The following is a 23424-nucleotide window of genomic DNA, read 5'->3' on the forward strand; positions in this document are numbered from 1 at the left end:
CTCACTCCATTGGCGGGTATATTTCTTAGAGTCGTCCATACCCGGTTTGACTCCCAGTTAACGGACCGCCGGTCAACTGCCCTCGATCGGACAGGGCCCTCCCGCGTCCGCCCAGAGCTTGAACCGGGTGACAAAAATGTCGTGCGGCACCGGCACCGGCGCGCGTCCCACACCCGGATTCCAGCCCCAGAGCACCAGTTTGTCCTCACTGACATGCTTGATCAGCGCCGCGAAATCACGATCGCCATTGCTGGAGCGGTCCTTGATCATGGCGCACAACTTGTCCGCCGGCAGGCCGATCCAGGCCATTTTGTGGGCCGCCGGCGGCAGGCTCCAGTGCGGTGCCCCCGGCGGCGTATTAGCACCACCGCACCAAGCAGCAGATGTCGTTTCATCTCACACCCCCGACAGCTGCAGCGGCAGTTCCCGCAGGCGCTGCCCCGTCAGGGCGAACACCGCGTTGGCCACCGCCGGCGCCGTGGGCGGTACGCCGACCTCACCGATACCGCCGGGCTTCTCGCTGCTGGGCACGATATGCACTTCGACCAGCGGCATTTCATTGAGCCGCAGCACCTGATAGTCGTGATAATTGGACTGCTCTACCTGCCCGTCCTTGAAGGTCAGTTTGCTGTGCAAGGTAAATCCGAGGCCGAACGTGATGGCCGACTCCATTTGCGCGGCGATGCTCATCGGGTTGACCGCAATGCCGCAATCCACCGCACACACCACCCGGTGTACGCGGATCGCCAGGTTGTCCTGGGACACCTCGGCGACCTGGGCAACGTAACTGCCGAAAGACTCATGCACCGCGACACCCAAGGCGTGACCGTCCGGTAGCGGCGCTTTCCAGCCGGCTTTCTCGACCGCCAGGTTCAGCACGCCGAGATGCCGTGGATGATCCTTGAGCAGGGTGCGGCGATAGTCGACCGGATCCTTGCCGGCCGCCTCGGCCAGTTCGTCGATCAACGACTCCATCACGTACGCGGTGTGGGTGTGCCCTACCGAACGTAGCCACAGCACAGTGATGCCGGTTTTCGGTGAATGCAGATCCACCTGATGATTGGCGAGGCATGCGAGGTAGGGGCTGCCGGACACGCCTTCGACCGAGGTCTTGTCGATGCCGTCCTTGACCATTTTGGCCTCCAGCAGGGTACCGGCCATGATCGATTGCCCGACCAGCACATGCTTCCACGCAAGGGGCATGCCGCCGGCATCCAGCCCGATGCGCACCTGATGCAGGAACGCCGAACGGTAATAACCGCCGCGGATGTCGTCCTCGCGCGACCATACGGTTTTCACCGGCCCACCCGCTGCCTTGGCGACTTCCACGGCTTCAGCGACAAAATCCGAGGTCGGGTTGGCCCTGCGACCGAAACCGCCCCCCAGAAACTCGGTATGAATCTCCACCTGCTCGGGTTTGAGCCCGGTGATTTTTCCGGCGATCATTTGATCCAGGGTCTGAAACTGGGTGCCGGTCCAGATCTCGCATTTGTCCTGGGTGATGCTCACCGTGCAATTGAGCGTCATTGCCGATCCGCAGAAACGCGTTGGGGGCGAATACATTGCCCTGATTCTCGGCGCCGATGGCAAAGCGATGGGCACCGGGAATGACAAACGCCACCACCAGACCGCCGCCCAGCAACGCGCTGCCCTTGAGAAAACCGCGGCGCGACAATGGATTGATGCTGTTCATGGCTCAGGCTCCCGTCGACATGGCATCAACCGATTTCTGCGGCGCGCTTGACCGCGGCACGGATTCTTGGATAGGTGCCGCAGCGGCAAATGTTGCCCGAAAGCGCCTGATCGATGTCGCTGTCCTGATCCTTGCCATTGATGTTAAGGGTCAGCATGGCGAATTTCCTCAGACTCACGGTGACGCCGTTATTGGTCTGCAGGAGCGAAGCTTGCTCGCAAAGAACGATAACGCGGTGTGCCAGAACTGACGCCTTCACGGGCGAGCCTTGCTCCTGCGGGATCGGCGTTATCCTTACAGCTAAGCGCAAATTGCCCCGCCGGCCATGTTCATCGACCACCGGTCACACAAAGGCCGCCTCGATGGGCGGCCTTGGAATGAGTCCCACAAAACCAGGTATCAATAGTCGGTGGACACCGACAGCTCACGCCAGGTCTGCAACTCATCGGCGAGGTTTGAGCAGGAAGCCGGTATAACGCGTCAGGAACAGCCCGAAGGCGATACACCAGAGCAGCGCCGACAGGCCGAGCCCGATCCCGGAATACGGCACCAGCAACACTCGGCAGGCACCGGCAATCACCAGCAAGGCAAAACCCAGAACGATCGCTTTCGAGGGCTGCAACACGCGCCCGGTATGACCGAGGCTGACCCGCGCAATCATCGCCAGAATCAGCCCGCCGATACCACCCACCGCCAGCGAATGCGTCGCCAGGCTCTGTTGTGGTATCAGGCCGGCATGCCACAGCGCCATGGCCAATGCCGCCACCATGAGCCATGCGTAAGCCAGGTACAGCGACCAAAGCAGCGGAACACGCCAGATGCCCCGATCATGCCAGCGCCACAGGCGATGCAGGTGCAACCCGCCGATCAGCAGAAACAACGCCGCCAGCCACAGCCTCGGGACGTGATTCAAACCGCCGGCAAACGACACGGCCGCGAGTATTGCGCAGAACAGCAATACCCGAGTTGGCAAGGGATGCGCCGAAGGTGCAGCAGAACGGTTCAAGCCACGCTGAATGAAAAACGGGATCACTCGCCCGCCAATCACGCTCATCAGCGCACCCACCAACCACACGGCCGCCAGTACGCCACGCCGTTGCAGGTCGACGTCATCGAGCGAAATCCCCCGCAGCGTCATGACCTGACATCCGGCCAGCAGCGCAATCACCAGCAGGATCGGATAGTTGTCGCGTTTGCCGGCAGCCACCAGATCTCGCCCCAGCACCCACGCCAGCAACGGCAGAAACGGGATTTGCAAGACCAGCAACACGCTGGGAGAAATCGGCATCAGCCAGGCCAGCCGCGCCAACAGCCATATCAGCAGCAGACCGATCAGGGGCCAGCCGTGCAAGCCGGGGCGACCGGTCCAGTTCGGCACCGCGGTCAGCAGAAAACCGGCGATGATCGCCGTGGCAAAACCAAACGGCATCTCATGCCGGTGCCAGGTCAGCATTCCGCCAACGGGCTGCGCACCTGGCAATCGGCCGTACAACCATAGCGCCCAGATCGCCACCGCTATTGCCGCAAACGCGGCGCCGACGAGAAAGAACGGTCGAAAGCCAAGACTGAAAACAGGCGCAGCGGCGAGTCTGCGCATCAGGCGACCACCCCTGCCCCGTGTTCGCCCAGCCGATGTTGAGCCAACAGGCGCATCACATAGCCGATTTTGAGCAAGGTCGGTCCGATGATGGTCATCGCATGCATCGTCACCAGCGCCACGATCGGCAAATGACCGCCATAGAGGTAGGCGCCGTAGATACCGATCAAAAGCAGCGCCAGGCCTGCGCCGAGCACACGGCTCGACAGGTGCAGAACGTTATGGGGATAGTTGAAGAAATCGAACATGTTTCCGTACTCCCGAAGCAGTTCAGTTGTACGTTGGAGGTATCAAGTCTCGTGCCAGTTCTTTAGTCCTTATAAATCAATAATCTCGCGGCAAAAGAGTCATATCGACCACATACCAGGCTAGTCGTTATGACTCACGAGATGGTCATATCGACTTCATTTCTTCCGGTTTACCTGACGCACTTGTCGATCTACGGTACAGCCAGGCGACCAGAGGCTGACTACGCTGAAAGTCCCAGCCTGAGCAATCCGTAGAGGAGCACTGTCATGCATCGTGTTCAAAAACTCACGCCCTGCCTGTGGTTTGACGATCAGGCCGAAGAGGCCGCCAAGTTTTATTGCGCGATCTTCGATCATTCGAAAATCAGCGCCATTACCCACTACGGCAAGGCCGGTCAAGAGATCCATGGTCGGCCCGAAGGCTCGGTGATGACGGTCAGTTTCGAACTCGACGGGCAGAGCTTTACCGGGCTCAACGGTGGTCCGGCATTCAAGTTCAACGAGGCGATTTCGTTCCAGGTCAATTGCCACACCCAGGAAGAAGTCGATCACTTCTGGGGGCGCCTGTCGACGGGTGGCCCCACTGAGGCCCAGCAATGCGGCTGGCTCAAGGACAAATTCGGCGTGTCGTGGCAGATCGTACCGGTGGCCCTGATGGACATGATGAAAGACCCCGACACGACGAAATCACAACGGGCCATGTCGGCGATGTTGCAGATGAAAAAACTCGACATCGCTGCGTTGCAGCGCGCCTTTGACGGCGAGAGCTAATACACTGCGAAACTGATCCGCCGCGGACGTTGACAATGAAACACACCGTTGCCAAAGACACGGACAAGGCGCCGCGCTTCTGGCGTGATGACGCCCTGCCCTTCATCGAAGCCCGCTCCATCGCCGATGGGCGCGAGGTCTGTTACACCCAGCACTCCCATGAGCACTTTTCCATCGGGGCAATCACCGCCGGGTGCAGTACCTATCTCCACGAGCAATCGGCATTTCAGGTCAGTGCCGGCACCGTCGTGCTGATGAATCCCGGCGATGTCCATGCCTGCAATCCCATTGATAATCAGCCCTGGTCGTACTTGATGCTGTACGTCGATACGCCGTGGCTCACCGATCTGCAGCACCAGCTCGGGTTCAGCCACGACCTCGCGTTTCGACGGTTTTCCGTCACCCATGACCGCGACGCGGAGCTGGTTGCCGGCCTGACGGGTTTGTATGAAGTGTTGGTTGACGATCAGCAAGACGTGCTGCGTAAACACAGCGCGGCGGTGGAGTTTTTCACCGAGGTGCAGCTACGGCTCAACCCTGTCGATCCACCGCTGCGCGAGCCCAACTTCAAACTGGAGCGGGCGGCTGACTACATCCGCGACAATTGCACGAAAATGCTCAAGCTCGAAGACATTTGCGCGGCGGTTCAGCTGTCGCCGTCTTATCTGATCCGTGCATTCAAGCAGTATTACGGCATGACGCCCCATGCGTTCCTGGTCAATCGGCGCATCCAGTTCGCCCGGGATCGACTGCGCAGCGGCCATCTGATCGCCGATGTCGCGCTGGAAGCGGGGTTTGCCGATCAGGCGCATTTTCAGCGGGCGTTCAAACAACACCTGGCGGCAACACCGGGGCAGTATCGCGGCTGAAATCAGCACACATTTCCTGCGGCTAACAAGCCACTGTGACTCGCACAACTCCCGTCGCCACAAAAGCCGGTCAGGGCGCCACTAAGGCAACACCAGGTAAATGGCACTCACCGCCAGCAACAACGCCATGATCCGGTTGAACAAGCGCATGCCTGCCGGGTTGTTCAGATAGCCGCGCAAAAAAGTCCCGGCATAGGCCCAACAGCCGACGGACAGGTAGCAGATCACCAGGTACACCGCGGCAAACTGCCAGACCAGCCGCGCCTCGCCATCGGCGACAAACGCCCCCATGCCAGCCACGCAGGCCAGCCAGGCTTTCGGGTTGAGCCATTGCATGACGGCGCCGTAAAGCATCGACGGTGCCCGGCCTGACTCCTTCGCTTCGAGTTGCCCCTGGTCGGCAGCCAATTTGAAGGCCATGTACAACAGGAACGCCACGCCGGCCCATTGCACCACCTGCGTCAACGCTGGCCAAAGCTGCAACAGCTCATGCAAGCCCAATCCCATCAGAACCAGCAGCAATACAAAGCCCAGCGTCGCACCGGCCACATGTCGCTGACTGGCGCGAAAACCGAAACGCGCCCCCGAACTCAACGCCACGATGTTCACCGGCCCCGGCGTTATCGAAGCCGCCAGGGCAAACGCCGCCATGGAAATAATCAGACTCATCGCACACCTTCTTCCATTCAGTTGATCCAGGCTCCAAGGTAAAGAGCGTCCTCTTCGCTGTATTGAATAAAACACCCCTCACCTGTACCGCGATTGACGCGCACCACTGTACGGGTCGAGCCACGCTGCACCTATGGTAAAAATACCGCTCTCGTTTCAGGAGCCCCGTCATGGACCTCGCCACGCTCAGCCTGTTTCTCCCCGCCTGCTTCGCCCTGAACATGGCACCAGGGCCGAACAACCTGTTGTCGGTCAGTAACTCGACCCGCTACGGCTATCGCACCGCGTGTGTCGCCGGTATCGGTCGACTGCTGGCCTTTGCCGGGATGATCGCGCTCGCCTCGGCGGGGCTGGCGGTAGTGCTGCAAACGTCGGAGTTGCTGTTCTACGGGATCAAGATCGTCGGCGCGGCCTATCTGTTCTATCTCGCCTGGCAGTTGTGGCGTGCCGATCCCGGGACGCAAGACAGTGTCGCGGGAGCGCCCGTGGGCACGCTGAGATTGGCGCGGCAGGAGTTTCTGGTGGCGGCCGGTAATCCGAAAGCGATCCTGATCTTCACCGCGTTCCTGCCACAGTTCGTCGACTCGACCCAGGCAATAACCCCGCAGTTCGCGATATTGGGCGCACTGTTCCTGATGCTGGAATGGATCGCCATCGGCGCCTACGCCTACATGGGCCTGCACATGCGCCGCTGGTTTGCCGAGCCACGGGGCAAGCGTATATTCAACCGTTGCTGCGCGGGCTTACTCTCGGTAGCGGCTTCGGTGTTGCTGATGGCACGACGGGCCTGAACTGCTACGAATTCTCTGTCGATTTTCCGGTGGAGGCGCCGGGCGACGCGCCTTATGCTCAGCCCATGAACCTACAGAACGCTTTGCTTCCGCCCCACGCCGAGATGGTTCGCGCCATGCTCGAACGAGACACCGCCTACGAGGGGGTGTTTTTTACTGCGGTCAAAACCACCGGCATCTTCTGTCGCCCCAGTTGCACGGCGCGCAAGCCGAAGCCGGAGAACGTCGAGTTCTTTGCCCATGCCGATGAGTGCATGTCGGCGGGTTATCGCGCCTGTCTGCGCTGCAAACCGCTGGACGCGGCGGCTATTGCCCCGGACTGGGTGCAGAGGTTGCTCGCGGCGGTGGATGCCGATCCCGACCAGCGCTGGACCGATGCCCGGTTATTGGCCGAGGGCATCGAGCCGCTGAAGTTGCGGCGTTGGTTCAAACAGCATTTCGGCATGACCTTCCATGCCTGGTTGCGCACCCGCCGCCTCGGCATGGCGCTGGGCGGTATCAAACAGGGCGACTCCATCGACCACGCCGCGTTCGACTCGGGCTATGAGTCCCTCAGCGGTTTCCGCGATGCGTTCCAAAAGTCCTTCCACATCACACCAGGCCGCGCCGCCAACAGCGAGCCGCTGCTGTTCACGCGCCTGACCACGCCACTCGGGCCGATGATCGCCATGGCCGAACGGCGTGGGCTGGTGCTGCTGGAGTTTCTTGACCGGCCAGCGCTGACCCGGGAAGTCGAAGCACTGCAGAACCGCTATGGCTATGCCGTGGCGCCCGGGCACAATGGCTACTTGCGACAAATCGAAGAAGAACTGGCGCAGTATTCCGCCGGCAAACTGACTGTGTTCAACGTCCCGCTGCACCTGCCCGGCAGCGTATTTGCCCGGCAAGTGTGGGCGGAACTGGCGCAAATCCCTTACGGCCAGACCAGCACCTACGGCACCATCGCCGCGAAGCTCGGCAAGCCCGGCGCCAGTCGCGCCGTGGGCCTGGCCAACGGGCATAACCGGCTTTCGATTGTCCTGCCCTGCCACCGGGTGATCGGTGCAGACGGCTCGCTGACCGGCTATGGTGGAGGACAACCGCGCAAGGCGTTTCTGCTGAGGCTGGAAAAAGCCGCGATGCACGTCACCCAACAACTCGCGTTCTGATCATTCGGTGTTTTTCATCTTTCATAGGGAAGGAAATTCGATGGACACGCTCGACCAACTATTTCACCAGTTGCACCAGGATGGCTTGCTGATCCTCACCAACGTCGCCGATGCCGCCGGGGCGCGACTGGTGGAGCAATTGGGCAACAAAGCCGTGGCAACCAGTAGCGCGGCGGTGGCCTGGGCTCACGGCTATCAGGACGGCAATGCCCTGCCCCTCGAGCGGCTGGTGTCGACGGTCGAATCCATCGCCCGAGTGATCTCGGTACCGTTGACCGTGGACATCGAGGCCGGCTATTCCGATGACCTGGCCCGGGTCGCAGAAGTCATTGATGCGGTGATTGCCGCCGGGGCTGTCGGGATCAATATCGAGGACGGCGCTTCTACACCCGAGCTGCTGGCGCGCAAGATCGAAATCGCTCGGCAGGTTGGCAATCGTCGCCATGTGAAGCTGTTCATCAATGCCCGCACCGATGTGTACCTCAAGGAGCTTGTACCCGCCGAAGATCGTGTGGCGGAAACCCTCAGGCGCGCCGCGTTGTATCAGGCCGCCGGCGCTGACGGGTTGTTTGCCCCTGGCGTGACGGCGCAGTACGAGATCGCGGCGCTGTGCCAGCGCACCCCGTTGCCGTTGAACGTGCTCGGGCTCCCGGGCCTGCCATCGCTTGACGAGTTGAAAGCCCTCGGCGTGCGTCGTTTGAGCGCTGGCTCGGGCATCGCCGAATTTCTGTATGGCGCCATGGCCTCACTGGCCAAGAGCTTTCTGCAAACCGGCAAACTCGACAGTAGCCAGCTCAAGGCCTTCACTTACGGCGAAGTGAATGCCCTGTTGGCACCCACAGGAAAAGTCTGAGCGCATGCCCGACACCTACCTGCCCGCCACCGAGTTTCTAGCCTCCATCGACGACGACTGGCGCCGCCACATCGTCGCCATTGGTCCATGCCTGCATCAGCCCCATGCGGCCCGTGATCCTTATGAATCGCTGGTGCGGGCGATTGCTTATCAGCAACTGCACGCAAAGGCAGGGGATGCGATTGTCGCTCGGCTGTTGGCGTTGTTTTCTTCGGGCACGTTTCCCAGGCCCGAACAGATTCTGGCGACGGACTTTGACCAGATGCGCAGTTGCGGGTTTTCCGCCAGCAAGATCGCGACCATTCAGGGGATTGCCCAAGCGGCTTTGGATGGCGTGGTGCCGGACTACGCCACAGCGTTGGCCATGGATGACGAAGCGCTGATCGAGCGTTTGATTACTTTGCGCGGGGTCGGGCGCTGGACGGTTGAGATGTTGCTGATTTACAGCCTGGAACGCCCGGATATTCTGCCGGCCGATGATTTTGGCGTGCGTGAGGGGTATCGGCGGCTCAAGGGGCTGGAGGTACAGCCGACGCGCAAGCAGATGATTGAGATCGGACTGGCTTGGAGTCCGTATCGGACGGTGGCTTCCTGGTATTTGTGGCGGGTGCCCAACAAGTAGATCGAGTCATCGTTCATCGCGGGCAAGCCCGCTCCCACAGGTTACACATATACCCTTGTGGGAGCGGGCTTGCTCGCGATGACGTCAGTACATTCAACACATTATCCAAGGCCAGTCACAACCCCGACTTCAACCGACTGAACGCCCGAATCAACGCCCGGTTAAACGCCTTGCCATTGTCATTCTTGCTATATAACGAAGCCCGAACCGCAGCCGACGGATAAGTCCCGGGATCATTACGAATCGCCGGATCAATCAACCCCTCCGCCGCCGTAATCGCATTGGCGTAATGAATGGTGTCAGTGATCGGCGCCATCACCTCGGGCGTCATCAGATAATCCATCAACGCCAGACCCGCCTGGGGATGCGGTGCATCCTTGGGGATGACCATGGCATCGAACCAGATCAACGTGCCCTCCTTCGGAATCCGGTAGCTTAGTTTGAACGGCTTGTTCGCCGCCTCGGCCTGGCCCGCTGCGATGGCGACGTTACCGTTCCAGGACATCGCCACACAGGTGTTGCCGTTGGCCAGGTCGCTGATGTTCAAATCATTGTCGAAGTAACGAATGTACGGCCGGATCTTCGCCAGTTGCTGCTCCGCCTGTTTCAGGTCATCGAGGCTCTGACGGTTGATGTCCAGCCCCATGTACTTCATGACCGCGGCGAACACCTCGTTGGGGTCGTTGAGCAGACTGACCCCGCAATCGGCGAATTTCGATACCACGGCCGGGTCGAACAGCATCGCCCAACTGTCCCGTGGCGCGTCGGGCAGGCGTTGCTTGATCGCCTGCTCCTGATAGCCCACGCCGGTCGTGCCCCAGGCGTAGATCCCGGCGTACCTATTGCCCGGATCGAACACCGCCATGTGCTGGCGAAACTCCTCGCCGACGCCGGCAAAGTGCGGCAATTGCTGCTTGTCCACGGTCTGGATCGCACCGCTTTGGATCGCCCGGGACAAATGCTGCCCCGCGGTCAGCACCAGGTCATAGCCACTGCGGCCGGTGAGCAGTTTGGTTTCGACGGTTTCCAGGGAGTCGAAATGATCGACCACCACATGGATTCCGGTTTTTTTCTCGAAATTGGTCAAGGTGTCCGGGGCCAGATACTCGCCCCAGATGTACAGATTCACCACCGGTCTGGCGGAATCGGCGGCCTGCACACACAAGGGTGCAAGCACCAGCAATAACGCTTGGGTCAGTTTGTGCAGGCCCATGATCAGACTCCTTTGTTGTTACAGGCACTGCCGGCATATTGCGGCATGGTGATGCACGCGACGTTGCCGCCGCCCAGCAGGATTTCCCTGGAGTTTTCGATGCCGACGATTTTATGTTTCGGGAACAGTTCGGCGAGGGTCGCCATCGCTGCCTGATCATTACGATCACCAAACAGCGGCACCACGATCGAGGTGTTACCGGCGTAATAGTTGATGTACGACGCGCAGATTTTGGTCCCCGCCTGACGCACATGAGTGCCGTCGAGCTGGTCCAGGCCTTCGGCCTCTTCAGCGGTCCATTCCAGTACATCCGGTTGCGGCAACTTGTGCACGATCAACTCGCGGCCTCGGCTGTCGCGGGTGCTGCGCAGGATGTCGTAGGCCTCCTGATAGATTTCCCATTGCGGGTCGTCTCGATTGTCGGTCCATTGCAGCACCACTTCACCGGGACGCACGAAACACGCAAGATCGTCGACGTGGCCGTCGGTTTCGTCGAACTTGCACCCCCGAGGTAGCCAGATGACTTGCTCGGCGCCGAGGTAATCGGTCAACCGCCGGGTGACTTCTTCCTTGCCTAGATGCTGGTTGCGGTTACGGTTGAGCAGGCATTGTTCGGTGGTGAGGATGCTGCCCTGGCCGTCACTCTGAATGCCCCCCAATTCGGCAATCAGCGGTGCGCGATAGCGGTCGAAACGTTCGATTTCAAGGATCTTGCTGGCGATCTGGTCGTCCTTGTCCCACGGGAAATACAAGCCACCGTCGAGGCCGCCATACGCGTTGAACTCAAAGTCGACGCCACGCACTTCACCGCTATTGTCGTTGACCACAAAGCACGGCCCGCTGTCGCGGAACCAGGTGTCATTGCAGGTCATTTCCACCACCCGCACTTGCGGCGGCAACTGCCGACGGGCCGTGGCGAACTGGGCGGCGGAGGCACACACGGTGACCGGTTCGCTTTGGGAAATGGCGCTGACGATCTGCACCCAAACCTTCTGCGCAGGCTTGGCGCCATTGCGCCAGACGTCGGTGCGTTCCGGCCAGCCGAGCCAGCAACCGGCCTTGGTTTCGAATTCGCCGGGCAGGCGGAAGCCGTCTTGTTTAGGGGTGGAGTCGAGCAAACGTGCCATGGTCAAACCTCATCAGCGGGGATTGGATGACCACAGGCTAAGGTCGCCGGCGCCCTCCTCGCCAACGATGATTATTTCGGAACAGTTGAATTCAACTCATCAATCAATCAGCTGATCGTTGAACCATTCGAGCATCTGCGTCACGGCCGGACGTTCCAGGCGCACCCGTTCGCACACCAGCGCATATTGACCCAGGGCCGTCATGTTTGAAGTAAACGGCCGGACCAGACGACCGCTGAGCAAATCCTCCTGAGCCGTCAGATTGTCGCCCATGGCCACGCCCTGCCCTTGTGCCGCCGCTTCCAGCGCCAGACCGGCGTGGGCAAAATACAATTGCCGTTGCGGGCGTTGATCACCGGCATGACTGGTGAGCCAGGCCGTCCATGTCTTGCCGTCCTGATCGTCGTGCAGCAGACAATGGCGGGCCAGATCCTTCGGGGTTTTCAAAGTGCCTTGGTTGAACAGGCCGGGACTGCACACCGGGAAAAACTGCAGCGCCGGCAAAGGCCGGACGAAATACGCGCTGCTGTCCACCGGGCCGGTGCCGTAAGTGATCGCCAGGTCGATGTCCTCTCCCGGCGCCGTGGCATCGATCGGTTGTTCGTAAAGGTGCAAGGTGATGTGCGGATAGCGCGCATAAAAATCCGTGAGGCGCCTCATCAACCACTTTTGCGCCAACTCGGCGGTCACCGCTAAACGCAACACGGCCAGCGATGATGGATCGCGCAACTCATCGCAGGCATCACCGATCAGCTCGAAGGCCTGCTGCAAGCTTTGCATCAGGCGCCCGGCGGCCATTGTCGGGCGAATCTGCCGGCCTTCGCGGATGAACAGCGACACGCCCAATTGCTCTTCGAGCTGGCGAATCTGATGGCTGACGGCGCTGTCGGTGACGCACAACTCCGCCGCCGCCCGGCCGAAATGGGCGTGACGGGCGGCGCATTCGAAGGTTCTGAGTGCTGCCAGGGAGGGTAGACGTCGCATGATCAAGGCCCGGATTTCGAGGTGCTCATGCTGACTCGGCGAGCGGTAGGCGTCCAGTGAGACCGCGTTATCGTTCTTCGCGAGCAGGCTCGCTCCCACAGGTTACGTGCTGAACACAGATGTTGCGTACACAAAGATCCCTGTAGGAACGGGCCTCGCGAAAAGGCCAGCACATCCACCACAAACCCAGCCCCTGCCTGAACCCGGCGCATGTTCCAGCGAGGCCATTGCGGCGTCCATCGAGGGCCGCTGAGGGTCTAGGCTGTACTGGGTAAGTTCCAGACCCGTCGGAGGGTCCCATGCTGCTCGAAGGTTCCTGCCATTGCGGCGCGGTGTCATTCAGTTTGACCAGCGCCCACCCCTACCCGTACCAGCGTTGCTATTGCTCGATCTGCCGCAAGACCCAGGGCGGTGGCGGTTATTCGATCAATATTGCAGGTGACGCCGCCAGCCTGAAAGTGCGTGGCCGCAAACACATTGCGATTTACCACGCGCGACTCAAGGAAGAAGGCGCTAAACGCGCGCACACCAGCACTGCCGAACGGCATTTCTGCTCCCTTTGCAGCTCCGGCTTGTGGTTGTTCAGCCCCGAATGGCCGGAATTGATCCACCCATTTGCATCAGCCATCGACACCCCGCTACCGGTGCCGCCGCAACACACGCACTTGTTGCTCGATTCCAGGGCGCCGTGGGTGGAAGTCGAAGTGCGTCCTGGTGATAAGCAGTTCGATGTCTATCCCGAAGAGTCGATCGCCCAGTGGCATGAACGCCTGGGCTTGAGCCGCTAAGCCGCTTCACAGCCGTTGGCGGTTTCCCGACAAAGCTGAGATCAGGTTACGCGGCTACCGGCACACCGCTGTGAAAACGAAATTCCACATCCGGCGATTCAATCAGCTCCTGCTCGGCAGCGCGAACCCTGTCGATCACCTGGGCGATGTCCTTGGCGTCGCCATACTGGTAGGCCAGTTTCAGGTAACCCTGAAAATGCCGCGCCTCGCTTTTCAGCAGGCCAAAGTAGAACTTGCCCAGCTCTTCATCCAGATGTGGCACCAGCGCCTCGAAACGCTCGCAGCTGCGGGCCTCGATAAACGCGCCGACCACCAGGGTGTCCACCAGCTTGACCGGTTCGTGATTGCGCACCACTTTGCGCAGGCCCGAGGCGTAACGCCCGGCGGACAGCTGACGCAGCTCGATCTTGCGCTTTTTCATCAAGCGCATGACCTGTTCGTGGTGCACCAGCTCTTCCCGGGCCAGGCGCGACATCAGGTTGATCAATTCGACGTGGCTGTGATACTTGGCAATCAGGCTCAACGCCGTGCTGGCGGCCTTGAATTCGCAGTTCTTGTGATCGATCAGCAGGGTTTCCTGATCGGCCAGCGCGGCCTGGACCCAGCCGTCGGGGGTTCGGCAGCCGAGAAACTCGTGAATGTCGGGAAGGATCATGGGGCTCACGGATAAGAGGTTCAAAACGAAGGGCGCCGATTATACCGGCCTGCCGCCAGACCACCAGCCGCGACCGTTGATATGCATCAAGTCCCGAATGCCCGGCCAGCAACTATAGTTGTCCAACGCAGTATTTTTACCTTCCTGGAGATCCCGATCATGCAAGCCATCCGCAGCATCCTGGTGGTCATCGAACCCGAACACTCGGAAAGCCTGGCGCTCAAACGGGCGAAATTGATTGCCGGCGTGACCCAGGCCCATCTGCACCTGCTGGTCTGCGACCGCAAGCACGACCATAGCGCCATGCTGGGCGTGCTCAAGGCCGCCCTGCTCGAGGACGGTTTCAGCATCACCACCGAGCAGGCCTGGAACGAAAGCCTGCACGAAACCATCGTCGACGTGCAGCAGGCCGAAGGTTGCGGGCTGGTGATCAAACAGCATTACCCCGACAGCCCGTTGAAAAAGGCCCTGCTGACCCCGGCAGACTGGAAACTGCTGCGCTACTGTCCAACCCCGGTACTGTTGGTCAAAACCTCGAAACCCTGGACTGGCGGGGTCATTCTGGCGGCGATCGACGTCGGCAATACCGATGGCGAACACCGCACCTTGCACGCCAGCATCGTCGATCATGGCTATGACATCGCCAGCCTGGCCAAAGCCCATTTGCATGTGGTCAGTGCCCATCCATCGCCGATGCTGTCGGCGGCCGACCCGACGCTGCAACTCAGCGAAACCATCGAGGCCCGCTATCGCGAACAGTGCAAGGCCTTTCAGGCCGAGTTCGACATTGATGACGAGCACCTGCATATCGCGGAAGGCCCGGCGGATGTGTTGATTCCGTATATGGTGCACAAGCTGGGGGCGTCGGTGACGGTGATCGGCACGGTTGCGCGGTCCGGTTTGTCTGGCGCGTTGATCGGGAATACGGCGGAAGTGGTGCTGGATGCGGTGGAGAGTGACGTGCTGGTATTGAAGCCGGACACGATCATGGATCATCTGGAGGAGATCGTGACTCAGCATTAGCCAAGATCAAACGATCGCAGCCTGCGGCAGCTCCTACATGGGATCGCATTTCCCTGTAGGAGCTGCCGCAGGCTGCGATCGTTTGACTTTAAAAATCAGCCACCGAAGGCGTCCTTGAGGAAGCCGGGCGCAATGTAGCGCTGGTAATGCGCCTCCGAGAGCAAAAAGAACTCCCGATCAATGGCATCACGCAATTGCGGCAGGTTCCAGTCGCGAAACTCCGGCATCAACACCATCCCGTAGGCTTCCAGATTGTTGATCACCCGCGCGCCACGGGCGATCAGCTGATAAGCCCAGCAATACTCCGACTGGTGCGGCACAAAACGGATCTTGCGCTGCTCCAGCTGCCATCGCAGGCGCTGGGGATCGAAAATCTCCAGCTTGCTGGCCATCACCTGGGACAGCAATTGCTCAAGCCGCAGCCACACGGCGCGTTTTTCTTCCTCGTTGTAACCATTCCAGTTGATCACTTCATGGTGGAAACGCTTGCAGCCACGGCACACCAGATCACCGTAAACAGTGGAGCAAAGGCCGACGCAGGGGGTCTTGATGGTCTGATTGGGCATAAGTAGGAGAACACGGGAAAGCAGAACAGGTGGGCATGTTAGCCCTTTGTCTAACATTCATCACCCCTCAAAATTCAGGCCCTAACTTACCTTTAATTTTTTTTTCCCGTAGAATCAGCCAGCCTTTTAAGGCGCCAATGTCCGTTAGAAGCTGTTTTCAAAGCGTCACGAGCACAGTCGTTCCTTCAGAGCGGTGTTGGCGAAGGGTTTTTCCAGCGGGGAAAAGCCCAACGCCAACCCTCATCAGCTCCCGTTCTGCAGGCGTAAAACTTTGAAAGCAGCTTCTGTAAGGAATTGTCGGTAATTCTGGCTAAGTGGCCCACAACGCCACGCAGCGCATGAGTACGGCAATTTCGGGATGAGCGTCCCGGACACCCAGATGGGACCACTGATGAGGGTAATAACTGTGCTTGAAGCCTACCGCAAACATATCGAAGAGCGTGCAGCACTGGGTATCGTTCCCCAGCCGCTTAACGCCGAACAAACTGCAGGCCTGGTCGAGCTGCTGAAGAATCCCCCGGCTGGCGAAGAAGCTTTCCTCGTTGACCTGATCACCAATCGCATTCCACCTGGCGTGGACGAAGCGGCCTATGTAAAGGCTGGTTTCCTGTCTGCCCTGGCCAAAGGCGAAGCAACCTCCCCTCTGATCGACAAGAAGCGCGCGGTTGAACTGCTCGGCACCATGCAGGGCGGCTACAACATCGTGACCCTGGTTGACCTGCTCGACAGCGCCGAACTGGCCCCAGTCGCTGCCGCTCAACTCAAGCACACCCTGCTGATGTTCGATGCATTCCACGACGTCGCGGAAAAAGCCAAGAACGGCAACGAACACGCCAAAGGCGTGCTCCAGTCGTGGGCTGACGGCGAGTGGTTCAAGAACCGCCCTGTCCTGGCCGACAAGATCAGCCTGCGCGTGTTCAAGGTCACCGGCGAAACCAACACCGACGACCTGTCCCCTGCCCCGGACGCCTGGTCCCGCCCGGACATCCCGCTGCACGCCCTGGCCATGCTGAAAATGGCCCGTGAAGGCATCGTGCCTGACGCCCAAGGCGTGACTGGCCCGATGAAGCAGATCGAAGAAATGCGCGGTCAAGGCTTCCCTATCGCCTACGTCGGTGACGTGGTCGGTACCGGTTCGTCGCGTAAATCGGCTACCAACTCCGTACTGTGGTTCTTCGGCGACGACGTTCCTAACGTACCGAACAAGCGTGCTGGCGGTTTCTGCTTCGGCAGCAAGATCGCTCCAATCTTCTACAACACCATGGAAGATGCTGGCGCACTGCCAATTGAGTTCGACGTTACCAACATGAACATGGGCGACGTGATCGACCTGTACCCGCATGCTGGCAAAGTCTGCAAACACGGCACCGACGAAGTCCTGACCACCTTCGAAATGAAGACCCCGGTTCTGTTGGACGAAGTTCGTGCTGGCGGCCGTATCCCGCTGATCATCGGCCGTGGCCTGACCGACAAGGCTCGCGCCGAACTGGGTCTGGGCCCAACCGATCTGTTCAAACTGCCTGAAGCACCTGTCGACACCGGCAAGGGCTACACCCTGGCGCAGAAAATGGTCGGCAAGGCGTGCGGTCTGCCAGAAGGCAAAGGCGTTCGTCCTGGCACCTACTGCGAACCGAAGATGACCACCGTCGGTTCCCAGGACACCACCGGTCCAATGACCCGTGACGAACTGAAAGACCTGGCGTGCCTGGGCTTCTCGACCGATCTGGTGATGCAGTCCTTCTGCCACACCGCGGCTTACCCTAAGCCGATCGACGTGACCACCCACCACACCCTGCCAGACTTCATCATGACCCGCGGCGGCGTTTCCCTGCGTCCGGGCGACGGCATCATCCACAGCTGGTTGAACCGCATGCTGCTGCCGGACACCGTCGGTACCGGTGGTGACTCCCACACCCGTTTCCCGATGGGCATTTCGTTCCCGGCCGGTTCCGGTCTGGTTGCGTTCGCCGCCGCCACTGGCGTTATGCCGCTGGACATGCCGGAATCGATCCTGGTGCGCTTCAAAGGCAAGATGCAACCGGGCGTTACCCTGCGCGACCTGGTTCACGCCATTCCTTACTTCGCGATCCAGGCTGGCCTGCTGACCGTCGAGAAGAAAGGCAAGAAGAACGCTTTCTCCGGCCGCATCCTGGAAATCGAAGGCCTGGACAACCTGAGCATCGAACAAGCTTTCGAGCTGTCCGACGCTTCGGCTGAACGCTCGGCTGCCGGTTGCACCATCAAGCTGTCGAAAGATTCCATCACCGAGTACCTGAACTCCAACATCACCCTGCTGCGCTGGATGATCGGCGAAGGCTACGGCGATGCGCGTACTCTGGAACGTCGCGCCCAAGCGATGGAAGCCTGGGTTGCCAACCCTGAGCTGATGGTTGCCGATGCTGACGCCGAATACGCTGAAATCATCGAAATCGACCTGGCCGACATCAAAGAGCCTGTGCTCTGCGCGCCAAACGATCCGGACGATGCCCGTCTGCTGTCCAGCGTTGCTGGCGAGAAGATCGACGAAGTGTTCATCGGTTCGTGCATGACCAACATCGGTCACTTCCGCGCGGCCGGCAAGTTGCTGGAACAGGTCAAGGGTCAGCTGCCAACCCGTCTGTGGCTGTCGCCGCCGACCAAGATGGACGCTCACCAGTTGACCGAGGAAGGCTACTACGGCATCTACGGCAAGGCTGGCGCACGCATGGAAATGCCGGGTTGCTCGCTGTGCATGGGTAACCAGGCACGTGTTGAGCCGAATTCGACAGTAGTGTCGACGTCGACCCGTAACTTCCCGAACCGTCTGGGTGACGGCGCGAACGTTTACCTGGCTTCGGCTGAGTTGGCGTCGGTGGCTTCGATCCTGGGTCGCCTGCCGACCGTCGAGGAGTACATGGAGTACGCGGGCAAGATCGATAGCATGGCGGCCGATGTCTACCGCTACCTGTCCTTCGACCAGATCGCCGAGTTCCGTGAAGCTGCTGCGAACGCCAATATCCCGGTGGTTCAAGCCTAACGCTGCAACGCAATAAAAAACGCCGCCCATCGTGAGATGAGCGGCGTTTTTTTATGCCTGCCCCCTTAACTGATCGTTCCCACGCTCCGCGTGGGAACGCCTCTTGTGACGCTCTGCGTCACGCTTTGGGACGCGGAGCGTCCCGGGCTGCATTCCCACGCAGAGCGTGGGAACGATCAAAACCCTGTGGGAGCCGGGCTTGGTCCGGGCGGCGATCCGACGATGGCGGACTTACAGCCCCACAAGATCCATCAGGCATTCAGCGAATAGATCAACGCCGAAATAGCCACCAAACCAACGGCCGTCACAAAGACATTGGACGCCTGACCGCGATAACGCGCCATCGCCGGCACCTTGCGAATCGCATACATCGGCATCAGGAACAGAATCGCTGCGATGACTGGACCACCGAGGGTTTCGATCATGCCCAGGATGCTCGGGTTCAGCGTGGCAACAATCCAGCAGACCACCAGCATGAACGCCGCCGTCATACGGTCCAGCGTCTTCGGTGCCGGGCGCTTGCCGCTTTTCACGATCAGTCCTTTAAGACCTTCACTGGCACCAATGTAGTGACCGAGGAACGACTTGGAAATCGCCACGAACGCAATCAACGGCGCCGCAAAAGCGATGGTCGGATTGCTGAAGTGGTTGGCCAGGTACGACAGGATCGACAGGTTCTGCGCCTTGGCCTCGGCCAGTTGCGCCGGCGACAGGGTCAGCACGCAGCTGAAGACGAAGAACAGCACCATCACCACCATCAAGCCGTGGGCCCGGGACAGGATCTGCGAGCTGCGCTCCTGGGCGTGATCGCCGTAACGACGTTTCTGGTCCACCGCAAACGCCGAGATGATCGGCGAGTGGTTGAACGAAAACACCATCACCGGAATCGCCAGCCACAAGGTGTGCAACAACGCCGAGGGTTCAGGCAGCGTGGAAGCGGTGGCCAGGATGCCGCCGTTCCAGTGCGGAATCAGGAACACCGCGAGAAACAGCAGTGCCACGATGAACGGGTAGACCATCAGGCTCATGGCCTTGATGATCGCTTGCTCGCCGCAGCGCACCACGGCCAGCAGGCCGAGGATCAGCACCAACGACAGTACGGCGCGCGGTGGTGGCATGATGTGCAGTTGATGCTCGAGAAAACTGCCCACGGTGTTGGTCAGGGCCACACTGTAGATCAGCAGGATCGGGAAGATCGCAAAAAAGTAGAGCAAGGTGATCAGCGCGCCGGCCTTGATCCCGAAGTGCTCCTCCACCACTTCGGTAATGTCCGCGCCTTCGCGGCCGGACAGCACGAAGCGGGTCAGGCCACGGTGTGCGTAAAACGTCATCGGGAACGCCAACACTGCAAGGATCAGCAACGGCCAGAAGCCGCCCAGCCCTGCATTGATCGGCAAAAACAGCGTGCCAGCCCCGATGGCCGTGCCAAACAGGCCCAGCATCCAGGTGGTGTCATGGCGATTCCAGCGGGTAAGGCTTGCTGGTGTCGCCGCTACATAGCGTTCGTCGACGCTATTGGCCTGATCATTCATCCGGTGGGATCTCCGCATTCCGGTCATTTGCTACCCGGTCAGGACGAGTCGGAAAAAACCGACAGGCAGCGCCCTGACCGAAACAGGGGCGCGATTGTCCGGGATTAATGAACAGAAGCAAAGACTTAGCTGAGGAGTGGTGGTGCGGATCAGTCAATCGGGCGAAGTGACCCCCTGTGGGAGCGATGGCGCCCTTGCGTCCGAATAAAATAGATTGTTTAAACTACCCATTCGCCAGGGTTTCAACCTGATGTATGTTCAATTCAGCCGCCGTCCGGCAGCCCTCATTGCGGAGTCACGCCATGCCACTCGTTCGCGTCGACATCAGGAAGCAGCAAGACCCCTGTTACGCCAAACGTGTCGGGCAATTGATCTACGCCGCCATGCACAGCGCCATTGGCGTGCCGGAGAACGATAACTTCCAGATTCTGGCCGAGCACGATGAACATCATTTCATCTTCGATCCCGGATACCTGGGCATTGACCGCACCGACAACCTGGTGGTGATTCAAATCACCCTGAGCGAAGGTCGCACCGTCGAACAGAAAAAGCTGCTCTATAAAACCATCGTTGACAGTTTGCATGCGCAACTGGCGGTTCGACTGGAAGATGTGTTCATCAATCTGGTAGAAGTGAAAAAAGAGAACTGGTCGTTCGGCAACGGAGTTGCCCAGTACGCCATCTGATCTGCGCATGCCTGTATTAGCTGACAGGAGTGGTCACTGAAAAACGATATTGCTCCTCTTGCAATATCTGCACACAGGAAAACTCCTACAGCCAACACATCGATAAACAAGTACGACTAACCGTTTCTTAAACATTAGAAGCCTGAATTGTTACAAGCAACTACCCACCATTGAACAACTCACATTTCCAGATTATATTTTTCCAGCATTGAATCTGAATGATTAATAGCGCGCGACTCCCCCATCAACCATGGAGTTATCCGTATGCAAAAAAATAATATTCCGTCCACACTCCTGCTTGCCGCGGCATTGTTGTGCCCCCTCGGCAGCTTCGCGCAACAAGCACCTGCCACTGGCGATGTTCGGGACCTGGCCTCCTCTCCTCGGTGGCTGACCACCAAGGTCTATATAGAGGGCGCTCCACAAACGGATGTAAAAGATAAGTATCCCGGGGTGGTCGGAATATCGACCTGGGACCCCGAACGCAATCGCTATGAGTTCTTTTACACCGACACGGGAGAATCAAAACACAACAATGGAGGTGGCGGTTACTTTTTTGTCACGGGCGATAAAAAAACCCACGTTTTAGTGCCCGATGTCGGGCCAACCAAAGCCATGGCTAGACGATTGGAAACGTTGAATACCAATGAATTTACCTATTCTCGCGAAGTGCCCCGCGACATGGTAAACAACAATCCCCTGGTGCGCATCTATGTCGTTCATGCCCCCTACACCGGCACAGTAGTTACAAAATCCGCCATCAAACCAGATTCCGATACCCACTGAAGCCATTCAGGCTGAACGGCACCCACGATTCAACTCATCACCTCCAACGCGCGTTGGCGGTTAAATATATCTTGCCACCTATAAAACATGGAGTTTCAATATGCAAAAAACCCTCAAAACGTTACTGCTATCTACGCTACTGATCGCCTCGACTTTCTCCGTTGCCAACGCGCAACCCACCACGTCCTCCCCGGTAAAAAATGCCGTCGCCACGCCAGATAATGCCATCATGCTGACCGTCTTTTTAAAGCACGATCAATCACGATCTTTGCCTGAACTGAAGACCCAACTTGAAAAGCAAGGATACTATGAGGCCTTCCCACCTGAGGGGGTAGAGGTCGTCAGTTGGAATACCGTGATGGGTATCGGCCAAATCGTCACATTGCGTTTCCCGGCCTCCCGCCTGATAGAAGTAAATCTTGCATTCGAAAGAACAGCATGGGGAAGCTTCAAGACCGAGTTCTATCCGACCTATGATGCCAAAGCTATTGCACTGGCGGAACGAGACAGAGTGCTAAAGCAGCGAACTGCCCAGTGACGCTGCGGCAGCACACTGTATTTGCAGTGTGCTGCCCAGTGACGTGACATCGGCTCCGTCTGCCCTGAACCACGAGTTTGCTTCTTTCAGGAAGCGGTCCAGACTAAAAAACACCGTCTCTGCGATTGGCGACCATTGCCAATTCGCTTGGGAATCAGCAACCTGAAAATGTTTTTCACGCCGACACGTCACGATCACAGGAGCAGAGTAATGCCCGCAACCGTTCTGGTACTGGTTGAAACCATCAATGATTACCTGCCGATTCTTGAACATCAGGGCTTTCACCTGATTCTGGCCCCGACGCCCGCCGAGCGAGCGGCGGCCATCACCCGGCATGGCGGTCAGATCGATGCAGTGCTGACCCGCGGTCCCTTAGGGCTGTATGCCGATGAAATCGCCGCCCTGCCCAATCTCAAGATCATCTGCGTGATCGGCGCCGGCTACGAACAGGTCGACCTGCAAGCCGCCGCCAACCGGGGCATCACCGTCACCAACGGTGCCGGGGTCAATGCGTCATCGGTCGCCGATCACGCCATGGCCATGCTCCTGGCACTGGTGCGCGACATTCCCCGCTGCGACGCCGCCGTGCGCCGGGGCGAGTGGCCGAAGATCATGCGCCCTTCCCTGGCCGGCAAACGCCTGGGTATCCTTGGTCTCGGCGCTGTCGGCATGGCCATTGCCAAACGCGCGGCCCACGGCTTCGACATGACGGTGAGCTACCACAACCGCCAGCATCGCAGCGACGTACCCTACAGCTTCTGCTCGACGCCAACCGAGCTGGCGCGTGCGTCGGACTTTCTGATCGTGGCCACCCCCGGCGGCCTGGGCACCAAACACCTGATCAACAAACAAGTACTCGATGCCTTGGGCCCCAAAGGCTTCGTCGTCAACATCGCCCGGGCCAGTGTCATCGTTACCGCAGATCTGATCAGCGCGTTGGAACAGCGGCGAATTGCCGGTGCCGCGCTGGATGTCTTCGATGCCGAACCCCGGGTGCCGGATGCATTCAAGGCGTTGGCCAACGTGATCCTGACGCCGCACGTCGCCGGGCTGTCTCCCGAAGCCACCCAGGGCACCGTGGAGTTGGTGGGTCGCAACCTGGTGGCGTTCTTTTCCGGCGACCCGGTACTGACCCCGATCGATCTACCGGCGAGCCAGATCAAGGCAGTGTTGTAGGCTGTCATTCAAACAGGTGTATCAAAAGCAATGATTGCCCGGCAACACGCTCACCTATAAGGGCTGTTCATGG

Annotated in this window: 22 protein-coding genes and 4 pseudogenes; 13 read left to right on the forward strand and 13 right to left on the reverse strand. The window is 59.4% G+C overall.

Annotated elements, in window-relative coordinates; genetic code table 11:
• Window positions 1–72 precede the first annotated feature (72 nt).
• From ACA067_RS16055 to ACA067_RS16080, 6 genes and pseudogenes are all read right to left on the reverse strand, one after another.
• Window positions 73–366, reverse strand: a pseudogene (locus tag ACA067_RS16055) (hypothetical protein); the annotation flags it as partial.
• Window positions 367–396: 30 nt separating this feature from the next.
• Window positions 397–1584: pseudogene (locus ACA067_RS16060) on the reverse strand (xanthine dehydrogenase family protein molybdopterin-binding subunit); the annotation flags it as partial.
• 49 nt (window positions 1585–1633) lie between these two features.
• Window positions 1634–1693, reverse strand: a pseudogene (locus tag ACA067_RS16065) (twin-arginine translocation signal domain-containing protein); the annotation flags it as partial.
• A gap of 25 nt (window positions 1694–1718) precedes the next feature.
• Window positions 1719–1826 (reverse strand): annotated as a pseudogene (locus tag ACA067_RS16070) (2Fe-2S iron-sulfur cluster-binding protein); the annotation flags it as partial.
• Between the two features lie 309 nt (window positions 1827–2135).
• Window positions 2136–3290, reverse strand: a complete 1155-nt coding sequence (locus tag ACA067_RS16075; protein ID WP_497462658.1) for an NnrS family protein — start codon at window positions 3288–3290, stop codon at window positions 2136–2138.
• Entirely contained in the window at window positions 3290–3538 is a 249-nt protein-coding gene (locus ACA067_RS16080; protein WP_497462659.1) for a transmembrane sensor/regulator PpyR, read from the reverse strand. The genes ACA067_RS16075 and ACA067_RS16080 overlap by 1 nt, the downstream gene beginning before the upstream one ends.
• A 267-nt stretch (window positions 3539–3805) precedes the next feature.
• On the opposite strand from ACA067_RS16080, the gene ACA067_RS16085 reads away from it, so the two are divergent.
• The gene (locus ACA067_RS16085; protein ID WP_497462660.1) at window positions 3806–4309 is read left to right on the forward strand and encodes a VOC family protein; all 504 of its coding nucleotides are present in this window, start codon (window positions 3806–3808) and stop codon (window positions 4307–4309) included.
• 35 nt (window positions 4310–4344) lie between these two features.
• Window positions 4345–5178 (forward strand): AraC family transcriptional regulator, encoded by an 834-nt coding sequence (locus ACA067_RS16090; protein WP_497462661.1) that lies wholly within the window; start codon window positions 4345–4347, stop codon window positions 5176–5178.
• Window positions 5179–5259: 81 nt separating this feature from the next.
• Here the strand turns inward: ACA067_RS16090 and ACA067_RS16095 are convergent, their stop codons facing one another.
• Entirely contained in the window at window positions 5260–5847 is a 588-nt protein-coding gene (locus ACA067_RS16095; RefSeq protein WP_497462662.1) for a LysE family translocator, read from the reverse strand.
• A gap of 170 nt (window positions 5848–6017) precedes the next feature.
• On the opposite strand from ACA067_RS16095, the gene ACA067_RS16100 reads away from it, so the two are divergent.
• The 4 genes from ACA067_RS16100 (at window position 6018) to ACA067_RS16115 (ending at window position 9261) form a co-directional block, all read left to right on the forward strand.
• On the forward strand, window positions 6018–6638 hold the full coding sequence (locus ACA067_RS16100; RefSeq protein WP_497462663.1) for a LysE family translocator: 621 nt from the start codon (window positions 6018–6020) through the stop codon (window positions 6636–6638).
• Between the two features lie 65 nt (window positions 6639–6703).
• Window positions 6704–7786 carry a bifunctional transcriptional activator/DNA repair enzyme AdaA gene (locus tag ACA067_RS16105; RefSeq protein WP_497462664.1) on the forward strand — a complete coding sequence of 361 codons (1083 nt, stop codon included), beginning with the start codon at window positions 6704–6706 and terminating at the stop codon, window positions 7784–7786.
• 40 nt (window positions 7787–7826) lie between these two features.
• Entirely contained in the window at window positions 7827–8639 is an 813-nt protein-coding gene (locus ACA067_RS16110; protein WP_497462665.1) for an isocitrate lyase/PEP mutase family protein, read from the forward strand.
• 4 nt (window positions 8640–8643) lie between these two features.
• Window positions 8644–9261 carry a DNA-3-methyladenine glycosylase family protein gene (locus ACA067_RS16115; protein WP_497462666.1) on the forward strand — a complete coding sequence of 206 codons (618 nt, stop codon included), beginning with the start codon at window positions 8644–8646 and terminating at the stop codon, window positions 9259–9261.
• 115 nt (window positions 9262–9376) lie between these two features.
• Here the strand turns inward: ACA067_RS16115 and ACA067_RS16120 are convergent, their stop codons facing one another.
• The 3 genes from ACA067_RS16120 to ACA067_RS16130 all read right to left on the reverse strand — a co-directional run bounded on the left by ACA067_RS16120 (window position 9377) and on the right by ACA067_RS16130 (window position 12585).
• On the reverse strand, window positions 9377–10474 hold the full coding sequence (locus ACA067_RS16120) for an extracellular solute-binding protein (protein WP_497462667.1): 1098 nt from the start codon (window positions 10472–10474) through the stop codon (window positions 9377–9379).
• Window positions 10475–10476: 2 nt separating this feature from the next.
• Window positions 10477–11601: an agmatine deiminase gene (gene aguA, locus ACA067_RS16125; RefSeq protein ID WP_497462668.1), complete on the reverse strand. Its 1125-nt coding sequence runs from the start codon at window positions 11599–11601 to the stop codon at window positions 10477–10479.
• Between the two features lie 99 nt (window positions 11602–11700).
• The gene (locus ACA067_RS16130) at window positions 11701–12585 is read right to left on the reverse strand and encodes a LysR substrate-binding domain-containing protein (protein WP_497462669.1); all 885 of its coding nucleotides are present in this window, start codon (window positions 12583–12585) and stop codon (window positions 11701–11703) included.
• A 299-nt stretch (window positions 12586–12884) separates the two neighbouring features.
• On the opposite strand from ACA067_RS16130, the gene ACA067_RS16135 reads away from it, so the two are divergent.
• Window positions 12885–13373, forward strand: a complete 489-nt coding sequence (locus ACA067_RS16135; protein ID WP_497462670.1) for a GFA family protein — start codon at window positions 12885–12887, stop codon at window positions 13371–13373.
• A 46-nt stretch (window positions 13374–13419) separates the two neighbouring features.
• Here the strand turns inward: ACA067_RS16135 and ACA067_RS16140 are convergent, their stop codons facing one another.
• On the reverse strand, window positions 13420–14028 hold the full coding sequence (locus ACA067_RS16140; protein WP_497462671.1) for a MiaE family protein: 609 nt from the start codon (window positions 14026–14028) through the stop codon (window positions 13420–13422).
• Window positions 14029–14187: 159 nt separating this feature from the next.
• Between ACA067_RS16140 and uspL the strand changes: the two genes are divergently transcribed.
• Window positions 14188–15051, forward strand: coding sequence for a universal stress protein UspL (gene uspL / locus ACA067_RS16145; RefSeq protein ID WP_497462672.1), 864 nt, complete (start codon window positions 14188–14190; stop codon window positions 15049–15051).
• Window positions 15052–15146: 95 nt separating this feature from the next.
• Here uspL and ACA067_RS16150 read toward each other — a convergent pair whose 3' ends face one another.
• A complete protein-coding gene (locus ACA067_RS16150) occupies window positions 15147–15617 on the reverse strand; it encodes a DUF1289 domain-containing protein (protein WP_497462673.1) in 471 nt (156 codons plus the stop codon).
• Window positions 15618–16023: 406 nt separating this feature from the next.
• Here ACA067_RS16150 and acnB point away from each other — a divergent pair, with 406 nt between their 5' ends.
• Window positions 16024–18633, forward strand: a complete 2610-nt coding sequence (gene acnB, locus ACA067_RS16155) for a bifunctional aconitate hydratase 2/2-methylisocitrate dehydratase (protein ID WP_497462787.1) — start codon at window positions 16024–16026, stop codon at window positions 18631–18633.
• 251 nt (window positions 18634–18884) lie between these two features.
• Here the strand turns inward: acnB and ACA067_RS16160 are convergent, their stop codons facing one another.
• Window positions 18885–20165, reverse strand: a complete 1281-nt coding sequence (locus ACA067_RS16160) for a serine/threonine transporter (RefSeq protein ID WP_497462674.1) — start codon at window positions 20163–20165, stop codon at window positions 18885–18887.
• 302 nt (window positions 20166–20467) lie between these two features.
• Between ACA067_RS16160 and ACA067_RS16165 the strand changes: the two genes are divergently transcribed.
• From ACA067_RS16165 to ACA067_RS16180, 4 genes are all read left to right on the forward strand, one after another.
• Window positions 20468–20851, forward strand: a complete 384-nt coding sequence (locus tag ACA067_RS16165; RefSeq protein WP_497462675.1) for a tautomerase family protein — start codon at window positions 20468–20470, stop codon at window positions 20849–20851.
• Window positions 20852–21115: 264 nt separating this feature from the next.
• Window positions 21116–21637 carry a DUF4822 domain-containing protein gene (locus tag ACA067_RS16170; RefSeq protein WP_497462676.1) on the forward strand — a complete coding sequence of 174 codons (522 nt, stop codon included), beginning with the start codon at window positions 21116–21118 and terminating at the stop codon, window positions 21635–21637.
• A gap of 100 nt (window positions 21638–21737) precedes the next feature.
• On the forward strand, window positions 21738–22175 hold the full coding sequence (locus ACA067_RS16175) for a hypothetical protein (RefSeq protein ID WP_497462677.1): 438 nt from the start codon (window positions 21738–21740) through the stop codon (window positions 22173–22175).
• Window positions 22176–22385: 210 nt separating this feature from the next.
• Window positions 22386–23351 (forward strand): 2-hydroxyacid dehydrogenase, encoded by a 966-nt coding sequence (locus ACA067_RS16180; protein WP_497462678.1) that lies wholly within the window; start codon window positions 22386–22388, stop codon window positions 23349–23351.
• Window positions 23352–23424 lie beyond the last annotated feature (73 nt).

The sequence above is a fragment of the Pseudomonas sp. LBUM1674 genome (assembly GCF_059695635.1).